Origin of the sequence: Fructobacillus sp. CRL 2054 (genome assembly GCF_028764065.1) — a bacterium.
Lineage (GTDB): Bacteria > Bacillota > Bacilli > Lactobacillales > Lactobacillaceae > Fructobacillus.
Genome location: NZ_JACOFN010000005.1, coordinates 13,554 through 34,410 on the forward strand (window position 1 = coordinate 13,554; position 20,857 = coordinate 34,410).

At 42.4% G+C, this 20,857-nt stretch carries 25 protein-coding genes and 1 tRNA gene; 19 read left to right on the plus strand and 7 right to left on the minus strand.

The window, feature by feature from the left end; genetic code table 11:
* Nucleotides 1-72: 72 nt before the first annotated feature.
* Nucleotides 73-1,320, minus strand: coding sequence for an ABC transporter permease (locus H7198_RS03135; RefSeq protein ID WP_274458335.1), 1,248 nt, complete (start codon nt 1,318-1,320; stop codon nt 73-75).
* Nucleotides 1,313-2,209, minus strand: coding sequence for an ABC transporter ATP-binding protein (locus H7198_RS03140; protein ID WP_274458336.1), 897 nt, complete (start codon nt 2,207-2,209; stop codon nt 1,313-1,315). The genes H7198_RS03135 and H7198_RS03140 overlap by 8 nt, the downstream gene beginning before the upstream one ends.
* A gap of 219 nt (nt 2,210-2,428) precedes the next feature.
* Between H7198_RS03140 and H7198_RS03145 the strand changes: the two genes are divergently transcribed.
* Nucleotides 2,429-2,500: transfer RNA gene (locus H7198_RS03145), tRNA-Glu, on the plus strand.
* 215 nt (nt 2,501-2,715) lie between these two features.
* Here the strand turns inward: H7198_RS03145 and H7198_RS03150 are convergent.
* A complete protein-coding gene (locus H7198_RS03150; protein ID WP_274458337.1) occupies nt 2,716-2,955 on the minus strand; it encodes a hypothetical protein in 240 nt (79 codons plus the stop codon).
* Between the two features lie 280 nt (nt 2,956-3,235).
* Here H7198_RS03150 and H7198_RS03155 point away from each other — a divergent pair, with 280 nt between their 5' ends.
* From H7198_RS03155 to H7198_RS03170, 4 genes are all read left to right on the plus strand, one after another.
* Nucleotides 3,236-4,438 (plus strand): DNA/RNA non-specific endonuclease, encoded by a 1,203-nt coding sequence (locus tag H7198_RS03155; RefSeq protein WP_274458338.1) that lies wholly within the window; start codon nt 3,236-3,238, stop codon nt 4,436-4,438.
* A gap of 94 nt (nt 4,439-4,532) precedes the next feature.
* Entirely contained in the window at nt 4,533-4,979 is a 447-nt protein-coding gene (locus H7198_RS03160; RefSeq protein WP_274458339.1) for a hypothetical protein, read from the plus strand.
* A 520-nt stretch (nt 4,980-5,499) separates the two neighbouring features.
* A complete protein-coding gene (locus tag H7198_RS03165; RefSeq protein ID WP_274458340.1) occupies nt 5,500-7,272 on the plus strand; it encodes an oleate hydratase in 1,773 nt (590 codons plus the stop codon).
* 88 nt (nt 7,273-7,360) lie between these two features.
* Nucleotides 7,361-7,510: a hypothetical protein gene (locus tag H7198_RS03170; RefSeq protein ID WP_274458341.1), complete on the plus strand. Its 150-nt coding sequence runs from the start codon at nt 7,361-7,363 to the stop codon at nt 7,508-7,510.
* A gap of 100 nt (nt 7,511-7,610) precedes the next feature.
* Here the strand turns inward: H7198_RS03170 and H7198_RS03175 are convergent, their stop codons facing one another.
* A complete protein-coding gene (locus H7198_RS03175; RefSeq protein WP_274458342.1) occupies nt 7,611-8,651 on the minus strand; it encodes a YhgE/Pip domain-containing protein in 1,041 nt (346 codons plus the stop codon).
* A gap of 182 nt (nt 8,652-8,833) precedes the next feature.
* Here H7198_RS03175 and H7198_RS03180 point away from each other — a divergent pair, with 182 nt between their 5' ends.
* Nucleotides 8,834-9,310: an RrF2 family transcriptional regulator gene (locus H7198_RS03180; RefSeq protein ID WP_274458343.1), complete on the plus strand. Its 477-nt coding sequence runs from the start codon at nt 8,834-8,836 to the stop codon at nt 9,308-9,310.
* A gap of 37 nt (nt 9,311-9,347) precedes the next feature.
* On the opposite strand, the gene H7198_RS03185 is transcribed toward H7198_RS03180, so the two are convergent.
* Entirely contained in the window at nt 9,348-9,470 is a 123-nt protein-coding gene (locus tag H7198_RS03185; protein ID WP_274458344.1) for a hypothetical protein, read from the minus strand.
* A 105-nt stretch (nt 9,471-9,575) separates the two neighbouring features.
* Between H7198_RS03185 and H7198_RS03190 the strand changes: the two genes are divergently transcribed.
* Nucleotides 9,576-9,776 carry a hypothetical protein gene (locus H7198_RS03190; protein ID WP_091501008.1) on the plus strand — a complete coding sequence of 67 codons (201 nt, stop codon included), beginning with the start codon at nt 9,576-9,578 and terminating at the stop codon, nt 9,774-9,776.
* 47 nt (nt 9,777-9,823) lie between these two features.
* On the opposite strand, the gene H7198_RS03195 is transcribed toward H7198_RS03190, so the two are convergent.
* A complete protein-coding gene (locus H7198_RS03195; RefSeq protein WP_274458345.1) occupies nt 9,824-10,786 on the minus strand; it encodes a thymidylate synthase in 963 nt (320 codons plus the stop codon).
* A 127-nt stretch (nt 10,787-10,913) separates the two neighbouring features.
* Complete coding sequence (locus H7198_RS03200; protein ID WP_274458346.1) at nt 10,914-11,390, minus strand: deoxycytidylate deaminase; 477 nt, start codon at nt 11,388-11,390, stop codon at nt 10,914-10,916.
* A gap of 89 nt (nt 11,391-11,479) precedes the next feature.
* Here H7198_RS03200 and H7198_RS03205 point away from each other — a divergent pair, with 89 nt between their 5' ends.
* From H7198_RS03205 to H7198_RS03260, 12 genes are all read left to right on the plus strand, one after another.
* Nucleotides 11,480-12,325: a bifunctional 5,10-methylenetetrahydrofolate dehydrogenase/5,10-methenyltetrahydrofolate cyclohydrolase gene (locus H7198_RS03205; protein ID WP_274458347.1), complete on the plus strand. Its 846-nt coding sequence runs from the start codon at nt 11,480-11,482 to the stop codon at nt 12,323-12,325.
* 100 nt (nt 12,326-12,425) lie between these two features.
* Nucleotides 12,426-13,376, plus strand: a complete 951-nt coding sequence (locus H7198_RS03210; RefSeq protein WP_274458348.1) for an ATPase, T2SS/T4P/T4SS family — start codon at nt 12,426-12,428, stop codon at nt 13,374-13,376.
* A complete protein-coding gene (locus tag H7198_RS03215) occupies nt 13,363-14,400 on the plus strand; it encodes a type II secretion system F family protein (protein WP_274458349.1) in 1,038 nt (345 codons plus the stop codon). Before H7198_RS03210 ends, H7198_RS03215 begins: the two co-directional genes overlap by 14 nt.
* An 11-nt stretch (nt 14,401-14,411) precedes the next feature.
* Complete coding sequence (locus H7198_RS03220) at nt 14,412-14,741, plus strand: prepilin-type N-terminal cleavage/methylation domain-containing protein (RefSeq protein ID WP_274458417.1); 330 nt, start codon at nt 14,412-14,414, stop codon at nt 14,739-14,741.
* Nucleotides 14,719-15,129, plus strand: a complete 411-nt coding sequence (locus H7198_RS03225) for a type II secretion system protein (RefSeq protein WP_274458350.1) — start codon at nt 14,719-14,721, stop codon at nt 15,127-15,129. Before H7198_RS03220 ends, H7198_RS03225 begins: the two co-directional genes overlap by 23 nt.
* On the plus strand, nt 15,104-15,352 hold the full coding sequence (locus H7198_RS03230; protein ID WP_274458351.1) for a hypothetical protein: 249 nt from the start codon (nt 15,104-15,106) through the stop codon (nt 15,350-15,352). Before H7198_RS03225 ends, H7198_RS03230 begins: the two co-directional genes overlap by 26 nt.
* Complete coding sequence (locus tag H7198_RS03235) at nt 15,336-15,776, plus strand: type II secretion system protein (protein ID WP_274458352.1); 441 nt, start codon at nt 15,336-15,338, stop codon at nt 15,774-15,776. Before H7198_RS03230 ends, H7198_RS03235 begins: the two co-directional genes overlap by 17 nt.
* On the plus strand, nt 15,766-16,071 hold the full coding sequence (locus H7198_RS03240; RefSeq protein ID WP_274458353.1) for a hypothetical protein: 306 nt from the start codon (nt 15,766-15,768) through the stop codon (nt 16,069-16,071). The genes H7198_RS03235 and H7198_RS03240 overlap by 11 nt, the downstream gene beginning before the upstream one ends.
* A 37-nt stretch (nt 16,072-16,108) precedes the next feature.
* Nucleotides 16,109-17,137 carry a class I SAM-dependent methyltransferase gene (locus H7198_RS03245; RefSeq protein WP_274458355.1) on the plus strand — a complete coding sequence of 343 codons (1,029 nt, stop codon included), beginning with the start codon at nt 16,109-16,111 and terminating at the stop codon, nt 17,135-17,137.
* A gap of 24 nt (nt 17,138-17,161) precedes the next feature.
* Complete coding sequence (locus tag H7198_RS03250) at nt 17,162-18,394, plus strand: acetate/propionate family kinase (RefSeq protein WP_274458356.1); 1,233 nt, start codon at nt 17,162-17,164, stop codon at nt 18,392-18,394.
* Between the two features lie 93 nt (nt 18,395-18,487).
* Nucleotides 18,488-19,702 carry an endolytic transglycosylase MltG gene (locus tag H7198_RS03255; protein ID WP_274458357.1) on the plus strand — a complete coding sequence of 405 codons (1,215 nt, stop codon included), beginning with the start codon at nt 18,488-18,490 and terminating at the stop codon, nt 19,700-19,702.
* 144 nt (nt 19,703-19,846) lie between these two features.
* A complete protein-coding gene (locus H7198_RS03260) occupies nt 19,847-20,791 on the plus strand; it encodes a GRP family sugar transporter (protein ID WP_274458358.1) in 945 nt (314 codons plus the stop codon).
* Nucleotides 20,792-20,857: the final 66 nt, after the last annotated feature.

Below are 20,857 nucleotides of genomic sequence, written 5' to 3' on the forward strand. Positions count from 1 at the left end.
ACTGAATAAAGTCAAAAGAAAAGCGTAATCCGAAAGGATTACGCTTTTTTGTTTGCCATTGATTGTTTGTTCTTACTTCTTTCTCTTTAACCATTTTTCCGGTAAGAATGAAGCGAGCAACTGCTTTGAAATGTTTTCTTCTGAATAGGAGAGAACGTTCTTTTTATAAAGTTTCAAACCAAAGTGGAGCAAGAAGGCGAAGAAGAGAACGGCGAGAACCAATGAAAGGCTGGCTTGCCACCAAGTTGCGTAGTGGTTAGCTAGCTGACTTGGCATAATCGATTGTCCCATGAGGGGGATGTAGGAAAGCACCTGAATAAAGGCGTTGTTTCCTGCACCCGCTGAGGAACTGGAGATAGCCACGATGTAGGGAACCATAGCAATCAATGTCACTGGCGTCATGGCCTGTGAAATCTGACTTTGATCGTTAACCAATGATGCGGCGATGGCTGCCAGAATGAGGTAGGAGGCCGTTGAGATGATTACAAATGCCAGCGTGAAGAACCAGAAGCCGGGCGTTAAGGCCGTTAAGTAGGAGAAGACCATCTTGGTTATGGCCATCTTCTGCCCAACCACGGCGATGATGCCCCCGGCAATGCCGTAAAGGACAAGCTGTGTGAGTAGTAAGTAAGAGACACCAAGAATCTTACCGAAGTACTGGGCCTTGGCCGATGAAGCCGCTAGCAAAGTTTCCATGATTCGTGAGGACTTCTCGTTAGCAATCTCATTTCCAATGATGGACGAGTAGGTTGAAACGATAATGAAGACAAGAATACCAATGGCCATCGTTAAGATTTGTTTAACGGCATCGGCAGCCTCTGAATCCTTCTTTTCGTTCTTATCAACAACTTTTGATGATAGGCTAAATGGATTCTTTAAATCGGCGATTTGCTGGGATGTTAAATTGTACTTTGCCGCTTTATCGGCTAGGATTTGCTTGCTTAAGAAGGACTTCAGCTTGTCGGTATCAATGCTGTTTGACTTGGGCTGTGTTAGTATGGTTCCTTTATCATTGTTAATGATGAGGACACCGTCGAGTTCGCCCTTGTTAAGGGATTTTTTAGCGGAAGACTCCGTTTTCTCGCTCTTGACCTGAATGTTCAAGTGCTTTTGGTTTTCCTTAATGGCCGTTCGAACTTCGGCTGGTGCCACCACCGCCACATCCGCTGTTTTATTGGAAGAGAAGACGGAAACTCCCCAACCGATGGCAGCAGAGAAGACAATGAGGGCAACTGGGCCAAACAGTACCCACCAGAAGGACTTTTTCTTTAGACGTGTGAAGAAGGTGTGTTTGGCAACTAATTTGATTTGCTTATCCATGGCTGGCCACCTCCGTCTTGAAAATTTCTGCCAGAGTTGGTGGCTGCTGTGAAAAGGCGGGGATGTAGCCCTTGGCGGTTACCTTATCGAAGATTGCCTTTCCTGCCTCTTCCTTGTCCAGGTAGAGCAGGTAGCCGGCCCCTTGCTTCTCTACGCGATTCACGCCGGCCATGGCGCTATAGTCGGCTGTTGAAAAGTCAGGTGCTTCCACATAGAGTCGAATTCGTCCGAAGGACTCACGAATCTCTTGAACTGGTCCTTGCAGAACCGTTCGTCCCTGCTTTAGCATGACCAACTGGTCGGAGATTTCCGTCACGTTATCCATGTTGTGGGAGGAGAAGATAATCATGGCACCCTGTTCTTTGAGTTCTTTAATGGTATCCATGAAGAGTCCGGCGTTAACGAGATCTAATCCAGAAAAGGGTTCGTCCAAAATAATGAAGTCTGGCTTAAAAATTAAAGCCAAAATCATTTGAATCTTTTGAGCGTTTCCCTTAGATAAGGTTTGTACCAAATCGGATGCCTTGCCGACTACCTGGAGTTTGTTCATCCAGTCTGTCAGGGCCTCTTTGGCTTCGGCCTTGTTCATACCGTGCAATTCGGCCAGGTAGAGGACCTGGTCTTCAATGCTTTCTTTTTGGTAGAGCCCACGTTCTTCTGGCAAAAAGCCAATCTTATGGCGCTCTTTTTCAGTTAGGGGCTGACCGTTCCAAGTAATGGAGCCAGAGTCTGCTTCAATAAAGTTCAAAATCATACGGAAAGTCGTTGTCTTTCCCGCACCATTTTGTCCAATCAAACCCAGTACTTCGCCGGGTTTAATGGAAACAGACAAATCTGAAACCGCTTGGTGGTCACCGAAAGCTTTATTAAGCTTGGAAATGGTGATCATATTGTGCTCCTTTTGTATCTATTAGCGATTAGATAGTATAAAATCGCTATTATCACTATTATACTGGAATAGGCGGTTTCGATTAAGCCGTTTCAGGAATTTTGCGGATATCCAGGGAGTTCGAGGGTTCGACTCCCGCTGGGTCTACGCCTAAAAAAGTCGCTCTCCTTATTGACCGAATCACATTTCTTTAGTAAACTAATTAAGTGCTAAATTTATGGCCCCATGGTCAAGTGGTTAAGACGTCGCGTTCTCAGCGCGGAATCGAGGGTTCGACTCCCTCTGGGGCTATCAATATTAAAAAAGGTTCAACTTGCTGTCTGAAGAGATGGTGGTTGAGCCTTTTTTGTTTTTTAGTTTGTTATTGATAGGTAGAATTTTGAAGTGAAATAGCAGAAAAATGACAGATGAATTTCTTAGTTAATGAATGGCTGTGTAATCATAAAAAAACCTTATCCGTCTAGATAAGGTCTTTTTTATGTGTGTAAGATATCGCTGTTGACATCTTATTTACTATTGTTTTGTTTCTGCTGAACGTAGTAGCCGAGTGGAATACCAACAAAGATAGCAATGGCTAAAATTACTAGACCAGCTGGGCTAAATAGGATTGCTAAAAAGTCACCGAATAGTGAAAGAATAAATAGGATGACATAGATAACCAATAGCCATGGCAAGAACCAAGTGAAGAACTCCCAGACGAGCCATAAAAGGATGATGAGTATTGCAATAATTCCGAGTAAGAACATGACTAAGCTTCAACGCCTCCAATTACTTTTGACTGATTCTATTTTACACCTAATGGTTTCGACTTTCATGATGGGCGTAATATGAATAATTAGTACTTATAATCAGTTTTTATTCTTACGACTTTTTTGAATAAGTGATTGATTATCAATTTACTTTTTAATTAGTTTTATTTCAAAGCTAACAGTTCAATTTTTAATGCACATATCTGCTTTAAAATCCTGTACACTGTCTAGGTATTGCATTTATACAAAACGAGAGAGAAAGTATAGGAATAACAAAATGAGTAGTCTATTTGGATTATTATTTTTTGTAGGAATCATTTGGTTCTTTTTTGAGTGGCGGAAGAACCGTAAAAATGGTTTGAAACTGCAAAAGAAGGGAAAGTGGCTATTAGTTCTTAGTTTGCTTTTCGTTATTGGCGCTACTACGACCGCAGATGCTGATGATAAATCATCTGATACTAGTCAAAAACAGTCAAAGGCTAGTCGTTCTTCTAAGAAGTCATCAAGTAGTAAGAAGAGCGATAGCAAAAAGTCTTCCGATAATAGTTCTTCAAACAGTTCTGATAAGAAGAGTGTTCAAGAAGCTGATGGCATTCTGACTTTTACAGGTAAGAAACAGCACGCCATGGGAGATTTGGATTCTTTGAAGCGTGCGACATACTCCCATATTCAATTGCAGGATAAGGATGAACCTAAGAAGAAGCGTTCGGCCCGGTTGACCTATAATCCTGTTGGTTGGCATAACTTTAAGTTCTATTACGGGGATGGATCGAAGCAAGCTTGGCTAATGAACCGTGGCCACTTGGTTGGCTATCAATTCTCAGGATTGAATGATGAGCCAAAGAATTTGGTTCCTGAAACGGCCTGGATGAATGCTGGTAATTATAAGGGCATGAACGATGGTAACAAGGATTCCATGCTTTATTATGAAAACCGCTTGGATTATTGGTTAGCTAACCACCCACATTACTGGTTGGATTATCAGGTCAAGCCAATTTATCAAGAGGATGAGTTGGTACCTCGTCAAGTTGCTCTGTCCTATGTTGGCCTTGATTCGGATGGAAAAGTCTTAGAAATTAAGTTGGGATCTGATAAGGAGAGTGTTGACGCTGCCGGAATCACGCACGTGACTTTGGATAACGTATCACCAAATGCACAGATTGACTATTTGACTGGACGTGCAACCAATATGGTTGATAAGGAAAGTCATACAGTTAGCTCCTCAAAGTCTAAAAAGAAGAGTAGTAAGAAGTCTTCTGAGAAGAAATCGGAACCTGCTCAGCAAGCCGCTGCTGTTGAACAACCAGCTCAAAACGAAAATGCTGGTTCCAGTCGAACGGTCTATGTAACGGGTGGTGGTAAGTCTAACGTTTACTGGTATGACACTAGTAACATGCCTGCTCGAACGAATAAGGCAAACATTATCACGATGACGGAAGCAGATGCCATTGCGCAGGGAAAGCGATTGTCGAATCGATAAGACACGATAGTAGTTGAATAAATTTAAGCTTTAAAAGAACTGATTTTCACCAATTAAAAGAAGAAATGAGAAAATTATGTTCGTTAGAAAGAGTTTGTTATCATTTGTATTGTTGACTTTGTTAATAACAAGTGGAATTGTGCATCTTGGAGTGAATGTTTCAGCTAGTAGTACGACGAAGAGCAAGAAGGCTACTATTAAAAACTTAAATAAGTGGTTCGAATTAGAAGAAAAACCTCGTTTTGAAAAAGATAAGCAAAATAATCCTGGTGAATTTTACACTGCTCAAACAGCTGACCAAGCTAGTCATGTTAAAAAATATGAATTGAAAAAAGGAAACTTAGTTATTGTTTTGTCTAAAGCTGATAAAAAGAATCTTTCTTCAAAAGAGGTGTTAAAAATTGCGCAACAAGCTATTTATGCATGGACTAGTGATTATCCAAAATACGATAAATTAGCATCAATGGTGAAAAATATTGAGGTAGATGGTTATTCTACAAAGTATGTTAAAAAGGCTAATAAGTATGTGATTTATAAGTAGTCAGTACTTTATTGATGACATGAATTTTTTATTTACTGATATATATGATAAAAAAGCAGCTACCTAATCGATTCGGTAGTTGTTTTTTTTATGACAATCATTCATGAAAATGATGGTTTTTCAATGTTATGATTCTTTTGGAATAAGCTTAAAGCTTTACTGTTGATTTTAAAGTATCTGTTAAACGATACTTTTTTAAGCGTACGAATAGTCTGGGGAGCCGAGGCGTATGTGATTAATTATCTCTTCTGAAACTTTAACCACTTATTCAACTGAGCTAATAGTAACTAAGTAGTAAATTTTTTTCTAATTTATTTACAGAAAATTTTTGCTTAGTTTCTTAAAAAAGTCAGCATTCCATCACGGTTTGCTGGCTCTTTTTTATGTATTTAGAAGGATATCACGATTTCTGTTGTTTAGAGGATTTCTGAGACATTGTATTTATAAATCATAATGCTAGAATGAAGGTGTATTCAGATGAACGACTTTTTTAGCCGCACGCGTAAAAAGGAGATTGATGATGCATTACAGTTCAGGAAATTATGAAGCTTTCGCACATCCCCGCAAGCCCGAGGGTGTTGATCAAAAGAGCGCCTACATTGTTGGTGGGGGACTAGCTGGATTATCAGCTGCCGTCTTCTTAATTCGTGATGGTCAGATGGCCGGAAACAGGATTCATATCTTGGAAGAATTAAAAGTCAACGGTGGTTCTTTGGATGGAACGGAACGTCCTGACGTGGGTTATGTTACCCGTGGTGGCCGTGAGATGGAGAACCATTTCGAGTGCCTTTGGGATATGTACCGGTCAATTCCATCTTTGGAAGTTCCCGGGGCATCTTACTTGGATGAGTACTACTGGTTGGATAAGGATGATCCAAACACTTCAAATTGCCGTATGATTGAGAAACGCGGAAACGAAGTGCCAACTGATGGTCAATACACCCTTGGTAAGGCCTCGAAGGAATTGATGAAGTTAATCATGATTCCTGAAGAGAAGTTGGGTAATCAAACGATTGAAGACTTCTTCTCCGATGACTTCTTCAAGTCTAATTTCTGGACTTACTGGGCAACGATGTTTGCCTTTGAAAAGTGGCACTCACTAGCTGAGATGCGCCGTTACATGATGCGTTTCATTCACCACATTGATGGCTTGCCTGACTTTTCAGCCCTTAAATTTAATAAGTATAACCAGTACACCTCAATGGTCATGCCACTGTTGAAGTACTTGGAGGACCACGGTGTGGACTTCCAGTTGGGTACGAAAGTACAAAACGTTGAAGTCGATACGTTCAATGGTCAAAAAGTCGCCAAGAAGATTGATATGACGGTTGATGGTGAAGCAAAGTCCATTGAGTTGACCAAGGATGACTTAGTCTTCGTTACGAACGGTTCTATCACTGAAAGTTCAACTTACGGTGATCAAAACACGCCTGCTGAAAAGACGGACGCGCCTGGTGGTTCTTGGAAGCTTTGGGAAAACTTGGCCGCCCAGTCGGATGACTTTGGCCACCCAGGTGTCTTCTATAAGAACTTGCCTAAGAAGTCCTGGTTTATCTCTGCTACGGCGACAATCAAAAACACCGAGTTGGACCCATACATTGAGCGTTTGACGAAGCGTTCCTTGCATGACCACAAGGTTAACACCGGTGGAATCATCACAATTACCGATTCGAACTGGATGATGAGTTTCGCCGTTCACCGTCAACCTCACTTTAAGAGCCAAAAGGAAAACGAGACCATCGTTTGGATTTATGGTTTGTACTCTGACGTTGAAGGAAATTACATTCATAAGAAGATTGAAGATTGCTCTGGTCAAGAAATTGCCAAAGAATTGCTCTACCACTTAGGTGTGCCTGAGAGCGAAATCGACCGCTTGTCATCAGAAGATTCGATGAACACGGTGCCTGTTTACATGCCATTCATCACCTCTTACTTCATGCCACGTGTAAAGGGTGATCGTCCTGATGTTATCCCTGAAGGTTCACAGAATTTGGCCTTCATTGGTAACTTCGCGGAGTCACCAACCCGTGACACGGTCTTTACGACTGAGTATTCAGTCCGTACGTCAATGGAAGCGGTCTACAGCCTCTTGAACGTTGAGCGTGCTGTACCTGAGGTCTTCAACTCAACCTACGATATCCGCTACTTGCTCCGTGCCATGTACTACATGAACGACAAGAAAGGTGTCTTGGAAGCCGATTTGCCAATTCCGAAGTTGGTGGCCAAAGTTGGTTTGAACAAAATCAAGGGTACCTGGATTGAACAATTAATGAAGGAGCAGCATTTGATGTAAAAGTCGGAGACGACTTTTCCTAGATTTAATACTGAGCTGTTTTGAAACTACAATAGATTTAGATAAAAGAAGAAAGGGGCACGTAGATATGTCATTTGAAGATAAAATGGATGCGGCAAAGGATAAGTTTGAAGGCGACGCCAAGAAGGCGGAAGGCAAGTCAAAGGAATTTGCTGCCGATGCTAAAGATGGCGCTAAAAAGTTTGCTGATAAAGCAAAGGGTGCCTTTAAAAAGTAATGTTGATTAAACGAGAGTTTAAATGACGACAATATAAAAAAAGGAAACGACTCGGGTTGAGTGGCTTCCTTTTTGTTTTGTAATGACAGTTTATACGTTGTTAAACTTCTTGTATTCTTCTTTCATTCTTTCGATAAGCCCAAAACAATACTAGCTGTCCTATCAATAAGAACGCCAACAGAACAGCAACATCTGAACTAACGTTTAAATTATTCAGTGAGATTAATTTTTTAAAGCCGTTGATACTATAAGTCATTGGCAAATAGCTGTTAATGGTTTGGAAGAAAGATCCTGATAGTTGAATGGCGTAGGTTCCACCTGATGAAGAGGTTTGAAGCATGGTGATTAGTAATACAAGAAGTGACCCAATGCCCGGAATCAACTTGTTTAGACCAACGATAATGCTAGTAAAACTTGCCGAAACTAAGACGAAGAAGGGGATGACCGCTAGCGGTTGGTCCATGTGAATTTTCAATAGAGAGGAACCAATAACGAAGAGCAGGATTGCTTGAATCATACCGATTAGCAGTGGAATACCAAACTCAATCAGCCAGTACTTTTTTAACGAAAGGTTTTTACGACTGAAAACGCGCATGACAAATTGCGAAACGAAGATGCCACCGACAAAGAGCGTTAGTGAAAAGATGTAGGGGGCCATGGCTGTTCCATTATTGGGAACGGCATGAGTTTCGATATTTTTGAGCTGGAGAACCTCTGGGTCAAGTGGTTGGATACTGTTTATTTTTGACGACTGAAGGTACTGTTGGTAGATGCTTTGATTCATTTTAGTAATGAATGCGAACATGGTATTCTTTAAAATTTTTGTTGTCGTATAACCCAGGCCTTCGGAGGTGATTAGTTTAACTTCTGGGTGCTTTTTTGTGAGAGGGTAATGGGTCAAATCTTGGTTGAAGTCCTTGTCGAATTCAATGATGGCGTAGACTTTACCATTCTTTAAAGCGTTCTGTGCTTGCTGAGGCGTTTCGACTTTGCTATCAAAGAGTGATTGCGAATGGATTGCTGATTGTACGGGATTGTTAGTGGTCGAAACTACGGCTACGGGTAATTTAGAGACTTTTCCGTAGGGATCCATCAGGGCGCCTAAAAAGAGGCTGGAGTAGATCACGGGGATGAGTGCCATACAAAGGATGACAAATAAAAATGTGATTTTACGTTTTTTCATTTTGTTCTTCCTGATTTTCTATGAATTTTTGGTGTTTTCTAGAAAAGAAGATATAATTATCTGTGGATAATTAATATCTACGGTAACCATATACATAGTATATCCATGGATAAATAAAGTCAACAGAAAAAAGGTCGGAAATGAAATACAGTAAAGCTTATTTTGAATCAATCGCCGTCGTTGTGATGCTGGCCGAACTACCAGCCGGACGTTCTTTAAAATCAAAAGAAATTAGCGAATCAATGGAAGTTTCACATTCCTATTTGCAAAAGATTGCCAATAAGTTGAATAAGGCTGGAATTATTGAGTCGACGGCATCGAAAAACGGGGGCTTTGCGATGAAGGCAAACATTCACAGCTTGACCCTGTATGATTTATTTGTAGCGATTGAAGGGGATGAACCCTTCGGGACTGGCTATAACCGGGAAGAAATCGAAAAGATGTTCATCACGTCAAAGAACATCGAGTCGTCAATTTCAAAAACTAGTCAGATGTTAATTACTGCGGAAGAGGCTATGAAGAATTCGCTTAAAGAGCAGCGGGTAGCAGAAATCATTCCCCGCGATGAAGAGGGGAACCTGTTAGAAATTGATTGGCAGACCCTGATTGGTAAATAAAAAAGCTACTCAACCGAGTAGCCTTTTTGATTGAATTTTAAGCTAGCAACCAGGTGTAGCCCACCATGCATAGTACTGCAAGAATGCAGACCAGGATAAACCAAGGTTTCTTATACAAATAAAAGGTTGGCTGGCTGTTTTCTTTTTGATCGTTTTTCATTGCAGCTACTCCTTTTTACTTTCTCTCTGCATCGAATATAGACCGCTTGGTCATAAAATGCAAAGAGCGCTATAATAGAATTATTCTTAATAACTGGAGGGTTCTATGAAATTCGGAATGCGAACACCATCGTTGAAAAAGTCGTTTAGTGCACGAACGAAGGGACGCGCAACACGTGCCTGGAAGTCAGCTGTGATTCCTGGCTATGGAAAGAAGGGCATGGGGATGATTAAGAACCCTCGTAAGTCACTACACAATCGGATTTACCACCGTACGACTTTTTCACTGACAGATTTGTTGAAATAGGATAAAAGAAAAGCAGGCCATAACGGTCTGCTTTTTTTGTGCTTAAATTAAACGGCAACGGGTGCCTTGATGGCTGGTTCTGATTCATAGTCAACTAACTTGATATCGTCCATCGTGTAGTCAAAGATGGACTTCACTTCTGGGTTTAACCAGATTTTTGGTAACTTGTGCATTGGACGGGAAAGTTGTTCCTTCACTTGATCCACGTGGTTCTTGTAGATGTGGGTATCGCCGATGGTGTGGACAAAGTCACCAACTTCCAAGCCAGTTTGTGCCGCAATCATGTGAATGAGCAGTGAGTAGGAGGCAATGTTAAATGGTACGCCGAGGAAGAAGTCACCGGAGCGCTGGTACAGTTGCGCAGATAATTTACCGTCTGCTACGTAGAATTGAGAAAGCACGTGGCAGGAAGGAAGTGGTGCTTGTGGGGTTGTTTCAGGGTTCCAGGCAGTAAGAATGAGGCGACGTGAATTTGGATTTGTCTTAATCTGTTCGATTAGGTTTGAAATTTGGTCGGTCTCTTGGCCACCAGGAAGAACGGAAGCCCATGAACGCCAAAGCTTACCGTATACTTCACCAATGTAGCCAAACTTTTCCATGAAGTCATCGTCTTCTAGAATGAGTTGAACGAAGCGGTTCTTCTGCTTCAAGTATTCTTCCTTGAATTCTGGGTCTTGTTCAGAACGGAGACCAAAGTCGGTCATGTCAGGCCCATCGTAGTCTTCTGATTCCACCCATTGCTGGAATGCCCATTCGTCCCAAATGTGGTTATTGTGTTGGAGCAAGAAACGGATGTTGTTATCACCGCGCAAGAACCAGAGTAGTTCGGACTTGATGAGCTTGAAGAAGACTTTTTTAGTCGTTAGCAATGGGAAGCCTTCGGAAAGGTCGAAACGCATTTGCGTCCCAAAGATGGAGTAGGTTCCGGTACCAGTACGGTCGCCCTTCTCGTGTCCTTCGTCCAAAATCTTTTGGGCTAAGTTCAAATATTGTTCTTCATTCTTGCTCATCTGACATCCTCGATTTCTTGAAAATTCTTCTATTAAGTATGAGCAATTCGGCGCTTATTTGCAAGACTTTTAATTTAGCTTGAGTCTAAATAAAAAGTCCAGCCTTAGGCTGGACGGGTTTCGTATCTTATTTAATAAATTGTCCCAAATCAATTTGTTCTGCCGTTTCCTTTTCGAAAGGCACTTGAACGAGTGGCACATGCTTTTGCTTGAGCAATTCTTCCGCAAAGGGGTCGTTGCGGTAGTCACGCATAAACTTAATGTTTTTGATGCCGGCTTGTAAGAGCAACTTGGTACAGAAAACGCAGGGAGCATCGGTCACGTAAAGCGTTGAGTCTTCAACGGGAATTCCCATTGAAGCGGCTTGCATGAGGGCGTTCTGCTCAGCGTGAACGGCACGGATGCAGTGGCCGTCAACGATGTAATCACCAACTTCGGTACAGTGGGGTGTGCCTGAAACGGCGCCATTATAGCCAGAGGCGATGATTCGGTGATCCTTTACAAGGATGGCCCCAACGTGTCGTCGTGTACAAGTCGAACGAGTCGATAGGATTGCAGATTGCGCGATGAAATACTGGTCCCATGAAATGCGTTGATCGGCCATTTTGTCTCCTTTAGTTGCAAACATTTGTTAAAATAACAGTAATATTATTTTACAACAGTTCCGCCGAATGGGCGAGTAAAGAGGCAATGATGGCTCAAATTTTAGATGGTAAAGCAGTAGCGAAAGAATTACGGGAAAAGCTAGCAATTGAAATTGGTGAATCTGGTTTGCACCCAACACTAGCAGTTGTTTATGATCCAAATGACGGCGGTTCCAAGCTCTACGTTGGGATGAAGCAACGCGCTGCCGCCAAGGTGGGCATCAAGACGCAGGACATTGCGGTCCCAGCGGGCTCAACGACGGAAGCAGTTCAGCAAATTGTTCGCGAACTGAACCTTGACCCTGATGTGACGGGGATTTTGATTCAAGCCCCATTGCCAGCCGGCGTTGATGATGCAAAGGTTTTTGCAACGGTTGCTCCTGAAAAGGACGTGGACGGTTTGGGTGTAACCAACCAGGGTCGACTTTTTGCAAAGGAAGAAGGTCAGTATCCCGTGGCAGCAACGCCAAAGGGTGTGATGACCTTGCTTGCCCATTACGGCATTGATCCAGTTGGAAAGCGTGCTGTCGTTGTTGGCCGTTCACAATTGTTTGGCCGTCCAATGGCTGCTTTACTTTTGAACGCTGATGCCACGGTAACGATTGCACACCGTTATACGGACGAGGCGACTTTGACAGCCGCTTTGCAGCAGGCGGATATTGTGGCTGTTGGGGTCGGGATTCCCGGCTTTATCACAGTGGACCAAATTAAAGAAGGTGCTGTGGTAGTTGATGTGGGGATGAACGTTGTTGATGGTAAGGCCGTTGGTGATGTGGACCCACTGGTGGAAGAGAAGGCTGGCTGGTTGACGCCGGTTCCTGGTGGGGTTGGTCCAATGACCATTGCGACTTTGCTAGAATCAACTTTTGAAGCGGCTAAAGAACAGGCCAAGTAAGTAAATATTTTGAAGTAAAAAGTCTAATCCGAGTGATTGGGCTTTTTTTCTATGTCTTTTTCAAACCTCCTTCGTGTAATGGTGGTGAAAGGGGAAAGAAATGAATAAAGAAAGAGCATGGCCTCAGGAAGGGGCGGAATCGGTCAGAAACTATTTGGAAAAATTACTGAAAGTTGCTTTTGAACTTGATTTTTCCGATCTGTATTTTCTACCAAAGGGAGGTGAATATTTAATATCGGGTCAACGATTAGACCGTTTAAAACAGGTATCGATTGTTTCGACTGACTTTGCCAGGTCATTGCTGTCGTTGATGAAGTATTGGGCTAATTTGAATTTGGCAGAGGAACGAAGACCACAGTTAGGCAGGTTCGACTTTGCAAAGGGTTTTGTCCGCCTATCGTCGGTTGGAGATTTCTTGGACCGGGAAACGGTTGTTTTGCGGTTAATTGCTGGCTTGAGTAAAGAGCTACGTTTCCAATCCTGGTCGGACTGGCAACAGTTGCTGTCTGATCAGCCGGTAAGTGGACTCTATTTACTCGCGGGGCCGACGGGTTCCGGTAAGACGACCATGATGTACGAACTGTTAAAGCACTGGTCTAAGGGCCGAGTTGTACTGACGGTCGAAGACCCAGTTGAAGCCGAGCAAAAGGATTTTTTGCAGTTGCAGGTGAATGAGCAGGCCGGGGTTAGCTATCAGGAGCTTATTAAAGTGGCGCTTCGTCACCGACCGGATATTCTCGTTATTGGCGAAATCCGTGATACAAAGACGGCCGAGGCTGCTTTACAAGCGGCTTTATCTGGTCATTTAGTGGTAGCGACTATTCATGCAAACTCTGCCGAATTGGTTTTAGAACGTTTAGTTGATTTGGGCTTGGATGAGAGCTTATTGCGGGAAGCCTTAGTGCAGTCATTGTACTTGCGTTTAACTCCAAATGAAGCAGGCGAGTTAGTAGCTTCTTTTAGCAAAGTCGACTGGCGGGTAAAAAAACGGTTGCGACAACGTTTGAAACATCCATTAGATATAGGAGGTGAGGAAGTTGAAAATATTTAAGAAGCGTTCAACTTCTCGACTTAAGGGTTCCAATCAGGCGGCTTTCTTGTCTGAACTTGCAGAACTGAGTCAAGCGGGCTATCCGCTCAGCCTTTCTTTGGATGTATTGAAGACTGGACATCCAGCTTGGGAAACGAGCTTATCTGACGTTCAGAAGAATTTAGCAAGCGGTGTGAATCTGAGTCGGGCCTTACAGCGGGTGCTGAGCCCGACGTTGGCGACCTATTTAGACCTAGCCCAGCAGCATGGACAGTTTGATGAGACTTTGGCCTTGCTGGCAGAAAAAGTGCGGCAGTTACTGAGTTACCAGCGGCAGTTGAAGCAGGCGCTTACCTACCCAGCCTTACTAATTTTTGTTTTAATCGGTCTTGTTTTTACGCTGGAAAACACGCTTTATCCTGTTTTTGCTGAGTTGGCAGGGAACATGGGGGATGGAGGCGGTAGTACTTGGCCCCTGGTATTTTTACACGGCCTATTGGCTGTAGTACTTGGGTCAGCCGCCTTACTCTTTGCTTTTTATGTCTACCTTTTGAAACGGCGGCCCTTGAAAAGACTCTTAATTTTAGGAAGGGTACCAATTTTGTCTGCGATGACAAAGGATTTAGTCACTGCTCTTTTGGCCGAACACCTGGGCATCTTTTTAGGTGCGGGTTTGACTTTGCCAGCCATTATTGAACATTTTAATCAAGAAGAGGGCCAGTCGGCCTCACTCAGCCAGGAAATGGCAAGGAAGGCAAAGGGTGCCCTTACTCAAGGCAAGGAGCTTAGCGAATGGTTACGACTGCAAAGTTATTTGCGCCCAGGATTATCGGCTTATTTGACGCGGGGATATAATTCGAAAACACTCTCGGCCTACTTATCATATTATGCTAAGCGTGAGTACGAACGTTTTGACCAACAGATGAAGGCCTTCTTTAACCTATTGCAGCCGATATTATTTTCGATTATCGGCGGAACGATTGTTTTACTTTATTTAGCAATGTTACTACCACTTTATCAAAACCTAGGAGGTTATCAGTTATGAGAAGAGAAGTCATGAAAAGCCATTCAAGGAACGTAGTCAGAAAAAAAGGAAGGTCTGCTTTTACATTGATTGAAGCAACGGTTGTTTTATTTATTATCGCCTTGCTGCTATTGCTGATTCTGCCAAACTTGAATCGGCAGCGTGAACGAGCGGAAGCGACTCACCGAGAGGCGATGGTGGGGAGAGTACAGACACAGGTGGATTTGTATTTAAATGACCATCCAGACCAAAAGTCAGTTAGTTATGAAGATTTAAGAAGAGGGGATTACTTGACAAAGCAACAGTTAGAGAAGGCCCAGAAACTAAAGATTGTGATTAATGGTCACGATGTTAAAGGTTAGAAAAAAGCAGGCTTTTACATTAGTCGAGACCTTGGTAGTTATGTCGACTACAGCCTTAATTGTGATGCTCGCAATTACTTATCGGCCCCGTGACGGTGGGGTGAAACCCCAACAATTTGAGGAGGCCTTCGCCAGTGTTTATGCCAGTGCTAAAACGAGGGCGCAATCAAAGGAGCAGGAACAGGTCATTAACTTTAATCAGGATGGCATGGTCGACCAGGGCCAAATCTTGCCTTATCCTAATGGCTACCAAATTATAAAAACTAAAAAAATACGAATCAGTCCTTCTGGTTTTGTTTCGCCGCAGACAATTAGCTGGCAAACGGGCAAAGTAATCTGGAAGTTGATTATACAGTTTGGAGGTGGTTCCTATCGTTTTACAAAATAGTGGTCGCTCGGCCTTTGTGGTTGTTGAAAGCTTGCTGGCGCTTGCTATTATCGTGTTGGCAGTCATTGTGGAAAGTGATGCCATCCATCAGCATTACATCAGGATGGAGGAAGTGCGAAGAGTTTTAATCCAAAGGATGCTTGAAAAAGAATCAGCTTTATCGGAATGGCAGCAGGTAGTCAATGAGAAGAAACAAGAAGAGCATCATGATGAAAGAAATTAGTCGTCCAGCTTTTACCCTTTTAGAGAGCCTATTAGCTCTTATGGTGATGGGGATGGTGTTCATGGGCTTATCTTACTTAATTAAAAGCAGAGTATTTGCACAGCCGACCGTTAGTAATGAAAAGTTGATAGTTGTTTGTCAGCAGTTACAGCGACAAGGATACGTACTGGAAAAAGCTGAAGATCGGCAATTAACCCTAACAAAGGAAGGAGAAGAGGAAGTAAAAAAAGTAAGAGTGGTTAAAAATCAACTGATTTTACAGGGAGACAGACGTGGACGAATGGTATTGCTCGACCGAGTAAAGGAGGTTCGTATTCAGAATTTTGGCCTTTATCAAAAAGTAAAGGTGAAAGGAGATAAACAGGCTGAAGCTGAAGCAACGCTTTTCTTGAATAGAAAAAAGGAGGCCCATGATGAAAAGTAGTGGTCGACCAGGCTACGTATTAGTACCTACGCTTTTAATTTTATCGGCCCTTTCAATTGGCTATATTCTTCAAAGTCGCACCCTTAGCCAACAGCTTCAGACTAGCAAGGCGGTAAGCAAGCAGGAACTGATTGACACTATCCAGGTAGAAGGTGCGACCGCCTACCATCGTAACGGACAGAGAGCGGGGGCCAACAAAAAAGAAGGAGCCTCCTATCGAGTGTTGCCAGAAAAGGATTGCATTCAAATTACAATTGAAGGTGATCAAATTGAGCGCCCGCTTCTTCAGCCGTAACCTTGCCGGGCCCTGCAAAAAAGGCTAAAATAAAGGCATGACAAAAGTAAATATTCCAGAACAATTTCAAACGATTGATTCCGTTGTACAACGGGTCAAAGCAAGTGAACAAGTTAGTTCACGACAAGCTTTAGTACAAACTTTAGCAACCTTACATGAGCAAGAGTTATCGGCTGAAGACAAGGAAATTTTCTCAGCTGATAGTCAACTTGCTTTAAAAGAGCTATTTTCTATTAATTGGGCATCTTTTTCATTTCAAGAACGGCGCCATATTTTGCAGTTGTTAATTTTGAAGGCGGATAAAGAAGATAAGGTTCCAGCAAATGAGCAATTGACACCAGACGGTATCGGTTACTTACTTGGTGACCTTGTTGCGAAGACTGCAAACCTTGAGAAGCCAGAACACGAAGCGGCAACCGTTACTGATATGGCCGTCGGTTCTGCTAACCTTCTTTGGACAGTGCAAGAAGTGTTACAGGCTAAGAACGATTCAGTTAAGACGGTTGGAATTGACACCGTTGATTCTCAATTGGCACTGGCCTCGGTGACAGCGGATTTACTAAATGATAATCAGGCGGACTTCTTCTTAGGCGATGTTGTTGATTTACCTAAAGATGAATTGATTCCAGCCGACGTTGTTATTGGCGACCTGCCAATTGGTTATTATCCAAAGGAAGCGCCTGCAGGCTTTGTCACAGCGTTTAAAGAAGACAAGTCCTATGCGCACTTCTTAATGATTGAAAAAGCTTTGGATTTAATTAAACAAGACGGTTGGGCATATCTCGTTGTACCAGCTGATATCCTATCAGGTGCCCATCACGAAAGTATCTTGAAATTATTTGCTCAGAAGGCCCAGTTAAAGGCGTTCTTGACTTTGCCACAGGCTTACTTCCAAAAGAAGGAGCAACAAAAGGCAATCTTGGTTATCCGTCATTCGGATGCCAAGCCAAAGAGTGAAGTAATGCTTGGTCAATACCCCTCTGTAAAGGAAAGTAAGGCGCTTGAAGAATTTTTGCAAGATTTAGGCGACTGGGGTAAACTGAATAAAGAAAAAGAGCTAGATTAGATTAAGGATAAGGTGGAAAATTTCATGGCAAAGATTATGGCCGTTAACGCTGGATCATCTTCATTAAAGTTCCAATTGTTGGAGATGCCGGCTGAAGAAGTAATTGCCCAAGGATTGGTTGAACGAATTGGGATGGAAGATGCCATCTTTACAATTAAGTTTGCTGCCAATGCAAAGGCAGAAGCGAATGACCAAGTAGAAGTAAAGGGTCAAAAGGCCAAGTTTAAGACAGTAACTCCTATTAAGGACCACTCTGTTGCCATCAACATGATGCTGGAAGAATTGTCAAACTTGGATATTATCTCAGACTTCAACGAAATCGTTGGTGTTGGACACCGTGTTGTTGCCGGTGGGGAATACTTCGACAAGTCCGTTTTGATTAACGATGATGTTTTGGCAAAGATCGATGAACTGGCTGATTACGCACCATTGCACAACCCAGCCAATGCCATGGGAATCCGCGTATTCCAAAAGCTTTTGCCAGAAGCAACGGAAGTGGCAGTTTTTGATACTTCCTTCCACCAAACAATGCCTAAGGTAAACTATCTCTACTCACTACCATACAAGTACTATGAAAAGTACGGTGCACGTAAGTATGGTGCCCACGGAACTTCACACCGTTACGTTGCGTCAAAGGCTGCTGAACTTTTGGGTAAGCCACTTGAAGAATTGAAGTTGATTACTCTTCATTTGGGTGCTGGTGCTTCAATTACCGCCGTTAAGAATGGTAAGTCCTTTGATACATCAATGGGATTCACTCCATTGGCTGGTGTAACGATGGCTACTCGTTCTGGGGATGTTGATGCTTCATTAGTTTCCTTTATCCAAGGTAAGGAAAACTTGTCAAATGATGAAATGTTGACAGTTTTGAATAAGCAATCTGGTTTGCAAGGAATTTCAGAATTGTCATCTGACATGCGTGATCTCCGTGCTGCTCGTAAGGATAATGAAAAGGCTGAATTGGCCATCAACATCTTCGTTGACCGTGTTGTTTCTTACATTGGACAATATGTTGCCAAGATGGATGGTGCTGACGCCATTGTCTTCACTGCTGGAATTGGTGAAAATGCTGATTGGGTACGTGAAGAAGTTGTGGAACGCCTCGGTTACTTTGGCATTAAGATTGATGCTAAGAAGAACGAAGGCTGCACTGATGAAGCTGATATTTCAGCTGCAGATGCTAAGATTAAGACCTTGGTTATCCCAACTGATGAAGAATTGATGATTGCTCGTGACGTTCAGTCATTGATGAAGTAATAAATACATTTAATAAATAAATTTATAATTAAGAGACACCGCCCGTGAGTATGGTGGTGTCTTTTCATGATTATAGATAGAAAGCAATCCGATATGGAACTTGAATTTAAGAAACGTCTCAAAAAAAATAAGAAGAAGCATCCCGTCCGCAATCTTATTCTAATTATTTTAGCTTTGTTAATTGTGGGAGGGGCCTCCGCCCTTTATATTAACCATCGTGGATATTCTGCCAAAAACCCTAATGACATGTCTTTGACAGAAGTTAAGGTTTCTTCATCAGATTCAATCTCACAGGTTGGTAAGAAACTGCAGAAAAAGGGCTTGATTCGTAATGAACGCTATTTAACTCGTTATGCAAAGCGTTACGGTGCTAAGTCAATTAAATCTGGTACTTATCTCTTTTCTCCAGTTCAAAGCATTGACAATGTTTATGAAGAATTAGCTCAAGGGCCTGCGGAAACGCCGGTCTTAGATTCTGGCTACACTTACATTGATGGGAACAAAACCGCGGCACAGACAGCTGGTACGATGGCTGATGCTGCGAATGTTTCGAAGACGGATCTGTTAAAGGCTTACTCTGACAAAGACCTCATCAAAGAGATGAAAGAAAAGTATCCAAAGCTCTTCTTAAATGCTAAGTCTGATTTGACTTTGTATGACCTGGTTATGCCTGGTATTTATAAGTTAAAGGATGAAAAGTCCGCTGATGCTCTTGTTCGTGATTTGATTAAGCGGACTGATAAGGAAATGAAGGCTTACTATCCAGAATTAAAGAGTAACGGTATTCCTGTTTCAACTGCTGTACTTTTGGCCGAAAATGGGGGTAAGACGGAGTTCGACCGTCGCTTAGCCTTTATTAAGAAGATTGCTTCTTATGCTCAACAATTGAAGAAAGACTACGGTATTCTTCCTTCCATCTCGATTGCGCAAGCTATCCATGAGTCGAACTGGGATGATTCCGACCTTTCTTCTAAGTACAATAATTTCTATGGTGTTAAAACTGACGACACGACCTCTGGTAAGTCCGTTGTTTTGGAGACACAGGAAGTTGAGAACGGCGTCACTGTGACGAAGAAAGCACGCTTTGCGGTTTATGCTTCATATAAGGATTCCATGAAGGCCCATGCTAAGACTTTGGTCAACGGTAATACTTGGAATGCCAACCAGTTTAAGGATGTCATTGCAGCAACGAATTATAAGGATGCTGCTCAGGCCTTGTATGATGATTCTTATGCGACGGATCCAAATTATCCGGCAGCCATTATTCGAATTATTCAAAATTGGAATTTAGCTCAATATGATAAGTAATAAAAAAGCCTAGTTATCTAGGCTTTTTTTATATTTGTAAGTAATTCGATAATTTTTTGTTATAAAAATGTAAAAAAAGTATTGTGTAAGCGGTTACATTACTATATAATAATATTTGTAATCAAGTGAAAGGAGTCCACTAAGATGGATTTTGCAATTATTATGGCCTTGCTCCCTGCCTTGTTCTGGGGGTCTGTTGGTATCGTTACCACAAAGATGGGTGGTACCGCCGCTCAACAAACAATGGGAATTTCATTTGGAAGTTTGATCTTCGGATTACTTCTGATGTTCGCCTACGTTATTCCAAATGGTTTCTACTTGGGACCTGAAATCTGGGTGACTGGATTACTTTCAGGGTTGGTTTGGGCGATGGGGATCGCTTTCCAATTCATGTTGTTCAAGCAGATGGGGGTTTCACTTGGTGTGCCACTTTCAACTGCTGGTCAAATCATCATGAACGCCTTGCTTGCCGCTACAATCTTGGGTGAGTGGACAACGGTTGCCATGTGGGTTGTTGGTATTATTTCAATTGCGCTAGTTGTAACTGGTGCGGTCTTTATTTCAAAGCCTGATAAGAAGGCGGCTGTTACATCAAAGATTGATTCTAAATCAATTTTGTACCTTATCTTGTCAACTGCTGGCTTCATGATGTACTTTGTTTTGCCTAACTTCTTGGCAAAAATTGGTTATGTTTCCGAAGAAGTACGTTCAGCTGGAAATGGTTTGCAGTACATGACTGCCATCATCGGCCCACAGTCAGTTGGTCAAGCTTTGGGTGCTGTCTTGATTGTTATCTTTATTTTCCACGAACAAAAGCAAATGTTTGCTAAGCCATCATGGAAGAACCTCTTGACTGGACTTGTTCAGGCCTTGGGTAACTTGTTCATGTTCTTGGCTGCCGCAAACCCACACGTTGGTCAGACAATTGCTACGACTTTGTCACAGTTGAACATCGTTGTTGGAACGTTTGGTGGTATTTACATTTTGCACGAAAAGAAGACGCCAACCCAAATGAAGACGATTATCATTGGAACTGTCCTGGTTTTGATTGGTGCAATGATTATCGGAAATATTCACTCATTTAGCTAAAATTTAAAATAAATTCTAAATAAAGTATTAAGAAAGTGCTCGTCACTTTCTTTTTTTATAAAAAAA

Coding starts and splice junctions, on each gene's coding strand:
- H7198_RS03135 (WP_274458335.1), bottom strand. CDS start 1,320: ATGGATAAGCAAATCAAATTAGTTGCCAAACACACCTTCTTCACACGT.
- H7198_RS03140 (WP_274458336.1), bottom strand. CDS start 2,209: ATGATCACCATTTCCAAGCTTAATAAAGCTTTCGGTGACCACCAAGCG.
- H7198_RS03150 (WP_274458337.1), bottom strand. CDS start 2,955: ATGTTCTTACTCGGAATTATTGCAATACTCATCATCCTTTTATGGCTC.
- H7198_RS03155 (WP_274458338.1), top strand. CDS start 3,236: ATGAGTAGTCTATTTGGATTATTATTTTTTGTAGGAATCATTTGGTTC.
- H7198_RS03165 (WP_274458340.1), top strand. CDS start 5,500: ATGCATTACAGTTCAGGAAATTATGAAGCTTTCGCACATCCCCGCAAG.
- H7198_RS03170 (WP_274458341.1), top strand. CDS start 7,361: ATGTCATTTGAAGATAAAATGGATGCGGCAAAGGATAAGTTTGAAGGC.
- H7198_RS03175 (WP_274458342.1), bottom strand. CDS start 8,651: ATGGCACTCATCCCCGTGATCTACTCCAGCCTCTTTTTAGGCGCCCTG.
- H7198_RS03180 (WP_274458343.1), top strand. CDS start 8,834: ATGAAATACAGTAAAGCTTATTTTGAATCAATCGCCGTCGTTGTGATG.
- H7198_RS03185 (WP_274458344.1), bottom strand. CDS start 9,470: ATGAAAAACGATCAAAAAGAAAACAGCCAGCCAACCTTTTATTTGTAT.
- H7198_RS03190 (WP_091501008.1), top strand. CDS start 9,576: ATGAAATTCGGAATGCGAACACCATCGTTGAAAAAGTCGTTTAGTGCA.
- H7198_RS03195 (WP_274458345.1), bottom strand. CDS start 10,786: ATGAGCAAGAATGAAGAACAATATTTGAACTTAGCCCAAAAGATTTTG.
- H7198_RS03200 (WP_274458346.1), bottom strand. CDS start 11,390: ATGGCCGATCAACGCATTTCATGGGACCAGTATTTCATCGCGCAATCT.
- H7198_RS03205 (WP_274458347.1), top strand. CDS start 11,480: ATGGCTCAAATTTTAGATGGTAAAGCAGTAGCGAAAGAATTACGGGAA.
- H7198_RS03210 (WP_274458348.1), top strand. CDS start 12,426: ATGAATAAAGAAAGAGCATGGCCTCAGGAAGGGGCGGAATCGGTCAGA.
- H7198_RS03220 (WP_274458417.1), top strand. CDS start 14,412: ATGAAAAGCCATTCAAGGAACGTAGTCAGAAAAAAAGGAAGGTCTGCT.
- H7198_RS03225 (WP_274458350.1), top strand. CDS start 14,719: ATGGTCACGATGTTAAAGGTTAGAAAAAAGCAGGCTTTTACATTAGTC.
- H7198_RS03235 (WP_274458352.1), top strand. CDS start 15,336: ATGATGAAAGAAATTAGTCGTCCAGCTTTTACCCTTTTAGAGAGCCTA.
- H7198_RS03240 (WP_274458353.1), top strand. CDS start 15,766: ATGAAAAGTAGTGGTCGACCAGGCTACGTATTAGTACCTACGCTTTTA.
- H7198_RS03245 (WP_274458355.1), top strand. CDS start 16,109: ATGACAAAAGTAAATATTCCAGAACAATTTCAAACGATTGATTCCGTT.
- H7198_RS03250 (WP_274458356.1), top strand. CDS start 17,162: ATGGCAAAGATTATGGCCGTTAACGCTGGATCATCTTCATTAAAGTTC.
- H7198_RS03255 (WP_274458357.1), top strand. CDS start 18,488: ATGGAACTTGAATTTAAGAAACGTCTCAAAAAAAATAAGAAGAAGCAT.
- H7198_RS03260 (WP_274458358.1), top strand. CDS start 19,847: ATGGATTTTGCAATTATTATGGCCTTGCTCCCTGCCTTGTTCTGGGGG.